The 8235-nt window shown below is 40.4% G+C and carries 8 protein-coding genes and 2 pseudogenes; 7 read left to right on the forward strand and 3 right to left on the reverse strand.

The annotated features are described in order from the left end of the window. Positions 1 to 152: 152 nt before the first annotated feature. From Q8W26_RS11225 to Q8W26_RS11240, 4 genes are all read left to right on the forward strand, one after another. Positions 153 to 1043: a 6-carboxytetrahydropterin synthase gene (locus Q8W26_RS11225; RefSeq protein WP_101214214.1), complete on the forward strand. Its 891-nt coding sequence runs from the start codon at positions 153 to 155 to the stop codon at positions 1041 to 1043. A gap of 85 nt (positions 1044 to 1128) precedes the next feature. Then, positions 1129 to 1959, forward strand: a complete 831-nt coding sequence (locus Q8W26_RS11230) for a M23 family metallopeptidase (RefSeq protein ID WP_101214230.1) — start codon at positions 1129 to 1131, stop codon at positions 1957 to 1959. A 56-nt stretch (positions 1960 to 2015) separates the two neighbouring features. Next, positions 2016 to 2366: a purine nucleoside phosphoramidase gene (gene hinT, locus Q8W26_RS11235; RefSeq protein ID WP_101214215.1), complete on the forward strand. Its 351-nt coding sequence runs from the start codon at positions 2016 to 2018 to the stop codon at positions 2364 to 2366. Next, positions 2366 to 2920, forward strand: coding sequence for an NAD(P)H nitroreductase (locus Q8W26_RS11240; RefSeq protein WP_101214216.1), 555 nt, complete (start codon positions 2366 to 2368; stop codon positions 2918 to 2920). Before hinT ends, Q8W26_RS11240 begins: the two co-directional genes overlap by 1 nt. A gap of 185 nt (positions 2921 to 3105) precedes the next feature. Here Q8W26_RS11240 and asnS read toward each other — a convergent pair whose 3' ends face one another. Then, complete coding sequence (gene asnS, locus Q8W26_RS11245; RefSeq protein WP_101214217.1) at positions 3106 to 4506, reverse strand: asparagine--tRNA ligase; 1401 nt, start codon at positions 4504 to 4506, stop codon at positions 3106 to 3108. Between the two features lie 471 nt (positions 4507 to 4977). Between asnS and Q8W26_RS11250 the strand changes: the two genes are divergently transcribed. Further along, positions 4978 to 5535, forward strand: coding sequence for a hypothetical protein (locus Q8W26_RS11250; RefSeq protein ID WP_101214218.1), 558 nt, complete (start codon positions 4978 to 4980; stop codon positions 5533 to 5535). Between the two features lie 115 nt (positions 5536 to 5650). Here Q8W26_RS11250 and Q8W26_RS11255 read toward each other — a convergent pair. Beyond that, positions 5651 to 5986: pseudogene (locus Q8W26_RS11255) on the reverse strand (transposase); the annotation flags it as partial. 428 nt (positions 5987 to 6414) lie between these two features. Beyond that, positions 6415 to 6750: pseudogene (locus tag Q8W26_RS11260) on the reverse strand (IS110 family transposase); the annotation flags it as partial. Between the two features lie 57 nt (positions 6751 to 6807). Here Q8W26_RS11260 and Q8W26_RS11265 point away from each other — a divergent pair. After that, complete coding sequence (locus tag Q8W26_RS11265; RefSeq protein WP_101214219.1) at positions 6808 to 7101, forward strand: hypothetical protein; 294 nt, start codon at positions 6808 to 6810, stop codon at positions 7099 to 7101. Positions 7102 to 7281: 180 nt separating this feature from the next. After that, the coding region (locus Q8W26_RS11270) for a transposase (protein ID WP_305473393.1) at positions 7282 to 8235 on the forward strand (954 nt) is incomplete at its 3' end.

The raw sequence follows: 8235 nt of genomic DNA on the forward strand, positions 1-8235 counted from the left end.
AACCACCATAACGTTCGGCCTTGACTAACCGATGGTGGTTTATTTGCGCAATCGCACACAAATAAATGACCGTAATGAGAACGAGTTAGGTTACAATAGCCTGACTGTAGCATACTGGGTGGACTGTTTTTCTGCCCGAATAGGAAAATTAAATGAAATTGTTTGTAAATAACTTAACTGTTATTGATTACTCATACCTTTGTCACGAACGCGGTATGGTGGGTGAAAGCTTAATTGTTGACATAGAACTTGACGGTTCACTTAACGATGAATGCATGGTGCTAGATTTTGGTTTAGTGAAAAAACAAATTAAAGCGGTAATCGATGACGAAGTCGATCATAAGCTATTGGTTCCTGCGACTAATCAATGTGTTTCTTATAATGTATTAGAAAGCACTACACAGATTTTATTAGACCGCCCAGAAGAACTCCCAATTTACCTTAATTGCCCGCACCAAGCGTTTGCACTCATTGATAACGATATCGTCGATGAACAATCGATTATTAAGCACCTCGAGCAAGTAATAAAAAATGTTTTACCAGAAAATGTCACTGGCTTAGTGCTCAAACTTGCACCAGAACCTGTATTTGGCCCCTATTATCATTACAGCCATGGCTTAAAGAAGCATGATGGTAACTGTCAGCGTATTGCGCATGGCCATCGCTCAATTATTGAAATTGAACGAAATGGTGAAAAAGCAGAGGATCTTGAGCAATATTGGGCATCTCGCTGGAATGACATTTACTTAATCACCGAACAAGATATGGTTAGTGCTGAAGAAATCACGCTGCCAGAGCCACTTGAAGTGTTACGCCAAGTACCTAATATGCACCATGTTGCGTACGATGCACCCCAAGGTCGATTCGAATTAATTATTCCAATGCAACATTGTGAAGTTGTTGATTTTGATACAACAGTTGAACTATTGACCGTCTACGTTGCCAAAACGCTTGCCACTGAAAATCCGGGTGATACGATTAGTGTCATCGGCTATGAAGGGGTTGATAAAGGTGCGATGGCATCGCATCAGGTTTCGGCATAAGCCAACGCGATAAAGCACACTATGAAGCCCTTTTGTAGTGTGCTTATGATTCAATAATCTACACAATGGACAGACAATGATTACCATGAAAAAAATAACCTTTTCGCTTCTTTTACTCTTTGTTTGTCCGGCATTACTTGCCCAACAAATTCATCAATTAAGTGACACGGTTAGCCTAAAGGGAACTTTCACCCAAGGTGCTTTATTAATCGGGCAAGCTAAAGCCAGCGATAGTGTTTTCTTAAACGATAAGCCTGTTGCTATTGCTGATGACGGTCTGTTTGTCATTGGCTTTGGTCGCGATGCCGAGTTAAACCATCAACTGCATGTTAAAAGTGTTTCAGGAGAGGCGAATACGTTCCCATTGACGCTTGAAAAGCGTAAATACAATATTCAACGTGTCACGGGCATCAGCAAAAAGATTACTCAGCCTAACCCCGAGAATGTTAAACGTGCTCGATTAGACGCAAAACAAGTCCGTGCCGCACGAAAACTTTGGTCTGATGATACACATTTTAATCAGCAGTTTATTTGGCCAGCAAAGGGGCGAATGAGTGGTGTGTATGGCTCTCAGCGTTTTTATAATGGCAAGCCTGGTCGACCACATTACGGTTTAGATGTTGCAGCGCCGACAGGCACTGCTGTCATCGCACCTGCTGATGGTGTTGTTCGACTGTTTGTACCAGATATGTTTTATTCCGGTGGCACATTAATCATCGACCATGGCATGGGAGTGTCATCAACGTTCTTACATTTAAGTGCAGGCCTGGTTAAAGCCGGTGATGTGGTTAAACAAGGTCAACTGATCGCTAAAATTGGTTCAACAGGGCGCTCGACTGGCCCCCATCTTGATTGGCGTATGAATTGGTTGAACCAACGCGTCGACCCACAACTTTTAGTACCAGCAAGAAAATAATCGTTGGCAATGTGTTATTAGTGATAAAGCATTAATTAGAATTTATAAGGAATATTATGAGTGAAGAAACTATATTTAGTAAAATTATCCGTAAAGAGATCCCATCAGATATGCTTTACCAAGATGAGTTAGTCACTGCGTTTCGTGATATTACGCCACAAGCTCCGAGCCATATACTCATTATTCCTAATAAAGTCATTGCCACAGTTGATGATGTCACCACTGATGATGAATTAACTTTAGGTCGGATGTTTACAGTAGCGGCTAAAATTGCTCGTGATGAAGGTATTAGCGATGACGGTTATCGTTTGATTGTCAATTGTAAAGACCATGGTGGCCAAGAGGTATATCATATTCACATGCATCTATTAGGCGGTCGCCCGCTAGGGGCAATGGTGAAACGCTAATGACAACTCCTATTGATTTCCTGAGTAATCGTTATTCATGTGGCAAACTAACAACGCCTGGACCGAGTGAATCAGAACTCGAACAAATTATTGATGTGGGTTTACGTGCCCCTGATCATGCAGGATTAAAGCCATGGCAGTTTATCGTGATGACAGGGCAGGGACGTGAGCGTTTAGGTGATATTCTTGCCGCTGCCGTTGCTGTTAATACCGATGACAGCGCTAAAATTGAGAAAGCACGGAATATGCCTCTGCGTGCACCTGTGGTAGTAACGGTAATTGCTAAGTATAAAGAGCACGCCAAAGTACCTCGTATAGAGCAAGTTCAATCTGCAGGCTGTGCGTTATTTTCGATGCAACAAGCCGCGCAAGCACTTGGTTATGGCGGAATTTGGCGAACGGGTGACTTAGCACGTGATCGAACTGTAAAGGCAGCGCTTAACCTCGATAGCTATGATGAAATTGTCGGCTTTTTGTATTTGGGGACAGAACAACAAGCGAATAACTGCCGCAAAGCTTTAGAGAAAGAAACTATCGTGGACTTTTGGCGGTAATAGACACCTAGTCACTCTTCGTTATTCTGTTAGTCATCCTTCGTCGTCAGTGTTTTAAGCCGGGATCTTATACTGTCACATACAACAATGGCGAATTATAAACTTAGCCAGTGAAAAACGGACATAAAAAAAGAGCGATTATCTCGCTCTTTTTTAGGTTCATGCAAAAATTTAGTAATTAATGCTTAGAAGTTCGCACTACGCGGCGCACGTGGGAATGGGATCACATCACGGATGTTCTGTACACCCGTTACGTAAGAAACCAAACGCTCAAAGCCTAAGCCAAAACCTGCGTGTGGCACTGTACCGTAACGACGTAGGTCGCGATACCAATCCATGTGAGACACATCGATATTCATTTCAGCCATACGTGCATCTAATACATCTAGACGTTCTTCACGTTGTGCTCCACCAATGATTTCACCAATGCCCGGTGCTAATACATCCATCGCAGCAACCGTTTTTCCGTCTTCATTTAAGCGCATGTAGAATGCTTTAATGTCTTTCGGGTAGTTCTGTAGGATCACTGGACCACCAACATGAACTTCAGCAAGGTAACGCTCATGTTCTGATGACAGGTCAACACCCCAATCTACTGGGAATTCAAACTTCTTGCCACAGTTCTTTAAGATTTCAATTGCGTCAGTGTAATCCATGCGAGTGAATTCACTGTCAACCATTTGCTCTAAACGAGAAATACACTCTTTATCAACACGTTGTTGGAAGAATTCCATATCATCTGGACGCTCTTCTAACACGGCTTTAAATACATACTTAAGCATGTCTTCAGCAAGGTTTGCCGCATCACTGAGATCTGCAAATGCAATCTCAGGTTCAACCATCCAGAACTCAGCCAAGTGGCGAGTGGTGTTTGAGTTTTCAGCACGGAACGTAGGACCAAAGGTGTACACTTTACCCATTGCACAGGCATAAGCTTCTGCATTTAATTGGCCCGATACTGTTAGGAAAGTTTCTTTACCAAAGAAATCTTTATCGTAATCAACTAAGCCTTTGTCATCACGTGGCAAGTTTTCGTTATCTAACGTACTCACACGGAACATCTCACCAGCACCTTCACAATCACTGGCTGTGATTAACGGTGTGCTAACCCAGATGTAACCACGTTCGTGGTAAAAACGGTGAATAGCTTGTGATAGGGTGTTGCGCACACGTGCAACCGCTCCGATGATATTAGTACGTGGGCGTAGGTGAGCAACCTCACGTAAGAACTCGATACTGTGGCGTTTAGCAGCCATCGGGTAAGTGTCAGGGTCTTCAACCAGACCGATAACCTCAACCTTGGTCGCTTGGATTTCAAACGATTGACCTTTACCTTGTGAAGCGACCACTTCACCGGTCACAGCAACAGAACAACCTGCTGTTAGAGATAAAACGTCAGAATTATAATTCTCTAGAGTATTGGCGATAACGGCTTGAACAGGATTAAAACCAGAACCATCATAAACTGATAGGAATGAAATACCTGCTTTCGAATCACGACGAGTACGTACCCATCCTTTAACTGTTGTAACTTCGCCTTGTGGGACTTTGCCCGCAATAATATCGGCAACGGTGGCCAAACTCATTGAACTATACTCCAAATATGTAAATTAACTAGGCAATATTACTTACCTGTCGCGAATAAACAAGGGTCTACAGCTAAAAAAGCCCATTGTATAAATAAAAATTGAATGACAGGGTAAAAAAGCAACATTGCTAAACAGATCTCGAATAAAAATCCTATCAGATGATGGTCTTGATTAGTAACCACAGACAAGCAGACAAAACTGCACTGACTGAGTCAGTGACTGCAATGCCAAATAGCCAGTAAAAAAAATCAATAAATAGTGAGTTTACATACAGCCCTTTATCTTTGTTACAATTTGCGGCATTAACGTGTTTTGTTAACCTTCTAATGACCACTCAGACAAAGTAAATAGTTCACAATTAGTTGTAATAAATGCATATTCACGATAAGTTCTCATTATTTGAACGGCAATGTCTTGCGAACAAATATTGCAGTCGTTGCTGTATATTAAGCTGTTAGAGGTACAAGGATGCATCGGTTCATTTCTCTTTTGGCGGTATTAATATTAAGTGGATGCGCGACTTCAGCGGCAATATATAAGTCAGGGATTAAATTTGAAGGATTAAATGTTGTAAAAAACACGTTTGGTTATCATGTAAATTTAAATATAGATAAAAAAATAGACTTAAAAGCAGAGGGTTGTGGTCAATATTCTGTTCAAAGTATTATGGCTTCTCCTCTTATTCCTTTGCCGCCTGTTGTGCCTGTTGACGATGGTGAAGCAAAGTCTAATGTTAATGAGCTATTGGCTTTTGTTATTACTTCGTGGAAAGGTGAAGAGTTAAAAGCTTCAAATAACTACTTATTATTAACACTGAATGGGGTTTCAACAAAGGTAACGATAAGTAATACGTCACGTAATGAGGTTGCAAAAGAGATAATTACTTATAAATATCAAACAAATATAAAGTGTGGGTCTATCAAAGACGCAACATTAGAGGTTAAAGGGTTTCATGAACCTAACCTCATTTATAAATTAAATTATTACGAAGGTACGGAGTTCGAAGCAGGTTATTTATCGGCGTAACTTACCTCTAACAAGCTGTTAAACAAGGACAAAATACAGTTGGCTTTTTGCCCCTTCGTTGCTTATTATAGCCAACAATAAAAACATAAAACAAAAGGACAGTCATAAATTTGTGCTTCGCAAGTTTTGCCGCATCACGTTTATCTGTTTTAACTCTGTCACCGGGTTTCTTAGGAATAAGCGAGGGGGCAACGTTATAGCAGCAGTGGCCAAGGTTAGTTAGTAATCGGTAAATCCAGTAACCACATGGGCCTGCTTCATAAATAAAATGTAATGTTTGCTTAGGATATTTAGACTGAAGCTGTCTAGCCAGTTTCATAAAGGCTGACTTGGTGGAATTTATTTTACCCAATGATTGAGTTGTTGCGCCACGATTGTCTTGTAGAACAGCAATTTGGGTAAATGTTTTATGGGTATCTAACCCAATAAAAATTATGCTATTGTTATGCATGCTAGCCTCCGTTTGTAGTTATTCATCAAACTAATTATGGCTCTGGCTTTTGAAGTTAACCCACGAATTGGAGGCTAGCCTCGAGGGGAGTCATTATGTCTATATGCACAAGGAAAGTTATGAGTAAATTGACCTGCCCAAGTTGTAATCATCAAGCTATGTCTAATTGGGAAAAGCTTTTGTTAGCTCCGATTGCTAGTCATAAATGCGAGAGTTGTAAATTAGAGTTAACAGTTCCTTTTATCGGAATTGCATTGTGTATGCTGCCTACGCCAATTTTAGTATTTATGATTCCTTGGATAAACGCTGCACTAGTTATGGGGTTAATACCAGTAAGTGTATGCCTATCTCTATTTTTGGTTGTTAACTCAGTTCCTCTGATCGTAGCAAAGTAGTGGGTCGAACAAAAGGACAGTCATAAATTTGTGCTTCGCAGGTTTTGCCGCATCACGTTTATTCGTTTTAACTCTGTCGCCGGGTTTCTTAGGAATAAGCGAAGGGGCGACGTTATAGCAGCAGTGGCCAAGGTTAGTTAGTAATCGGTAAATCCAGTAACCACATGGGCCTGCTTCATAAATAAAATGTAATGTTTGCTTAGGATATTTAGACTGAAGCTGTCTAGCCAGTTTCATAAAGGCTGACTTGGTGGAATTTATTTTACCCAATGATTGAGTTGTTGCGCCACGATTGTCTTGTAGAACAGCAACTTGGGTAAATGTTTTATGGGTATCTAACCCAATAAAAACTATGCTATTGTTATGCATGCTAGCCTCGTGGGAGTCATTATGTCTATATTTAGCACCGAATAACAAAGGTATCTGATGGATTTTTTTTTCGTAGCAAAGTTTGAGATTTTTTTAATTTTACTTCTTATTACACCAGTTCTTGCACAGCTCGAATTTATAAGGCAAAAGTCTTTAAAATTCATAAACACTCCAAGCTGTTCACCTACTATGACTTCGGTGGCTTTGGGTATTATTTTTATTTTTTTTCAAACTCCAAGCTTACCAGTATTTGTAATAAACATATTTGCTTTTGGTTTGTTTTTTATACATTACATAGCAGCAATGTCAGCTATTACAGTTCAAGCAAAATCAAAAGCTAAACATAAGTAAACAACAAAACAACAAAAGGACAGTCATAAATTTTTTTATGTGAACGGCAATGTCTTGCGAACAAATATTGCAGTCGTCGCGGAACAAACGGAACAAAGGGACAGTCATAAATTAGTGCTCATAACTTGTGAAATTAAAAACCTCTACTAGGGTTATATTTTCTCGCTATGGATAGCAACTATGACTCGCGCACGAAACCAGTTAATTGACTTAAATGCTACACCTTATTATCACGTGATTAATCGTTGTGTGCGGCGTAGTTTTTTATGTGGTAATGACCCATACAATAACAAAAATTATGACCATCGGCGGCAATGGCTTATCAAACGGATTAAGTTCTTATCATCTGTCTTTTCAATCAATATTGCCGCCTATGCCATCATGAGCAATCACTATCACTTGGTGTTACAAGTCGATAAAGGTGCTGTTGATAGTTGGTCGATGAATGAAGTGATTGACCGATGGTATCAATTGTTTAATGGTCATGTATTAATTGACAATTATTTAGCTCATGGCGCTTGTTCGCAGGGTGAAATGATACAAATTAAAGCGCTAGTCCAGTGCTGGCGAGAGCGCTTATATGACATTTCATGGTTTATGAAATGCTTAAACGAGCATATATCACGCCGGGCGAATAAAGAAGATCAATGCACAGGTAAGTTTTGGGAGGGGCGTTTCAAATCACAAGCCTTGCTTGATGAAACAGCACTTTTAACCTGCATGGCCTATGTTGATTTAAACCCCATTCGCGCAGGTGCTGCACAGAACCTTGAACAAAGTGATTTCACCTCAATTCAAGAGCGTATAAAGCAGTTCAAGTCATATCAACAACATAAAAAGAAACCAAAACCAGACTACCAACCCCATGCTCAGCCACTGACGCTATTGCCCTTTGCTGCAACTAGCGATTCGACAGCTTTGCCGTTTTCCTATGCTGACTATTTTGAATTAGTTGATTGGAGTGGACGTCATATCGATCCTAAGAAGAATGGATATATAAGTGATAATGAACCGAAAATATTAGACGCGCTGGTCATTGATAGTGACGCTTGGTTAAAAAGCGTAAAAGAGTTTAGGCGTCAGTATGGTAATTTCGCTGGTGGTGAATTTAGGCTTAGAGATTGTGCAGAAATG

The organism is Psychrobium sp. 1_MG-2023 (assembly GCF_030689115.1).
GTDB lineage: Bacteria > Pseudomonadota > Gammaproteobacteria > Enterobacterales > Psychrobiaceae > Psychrobium.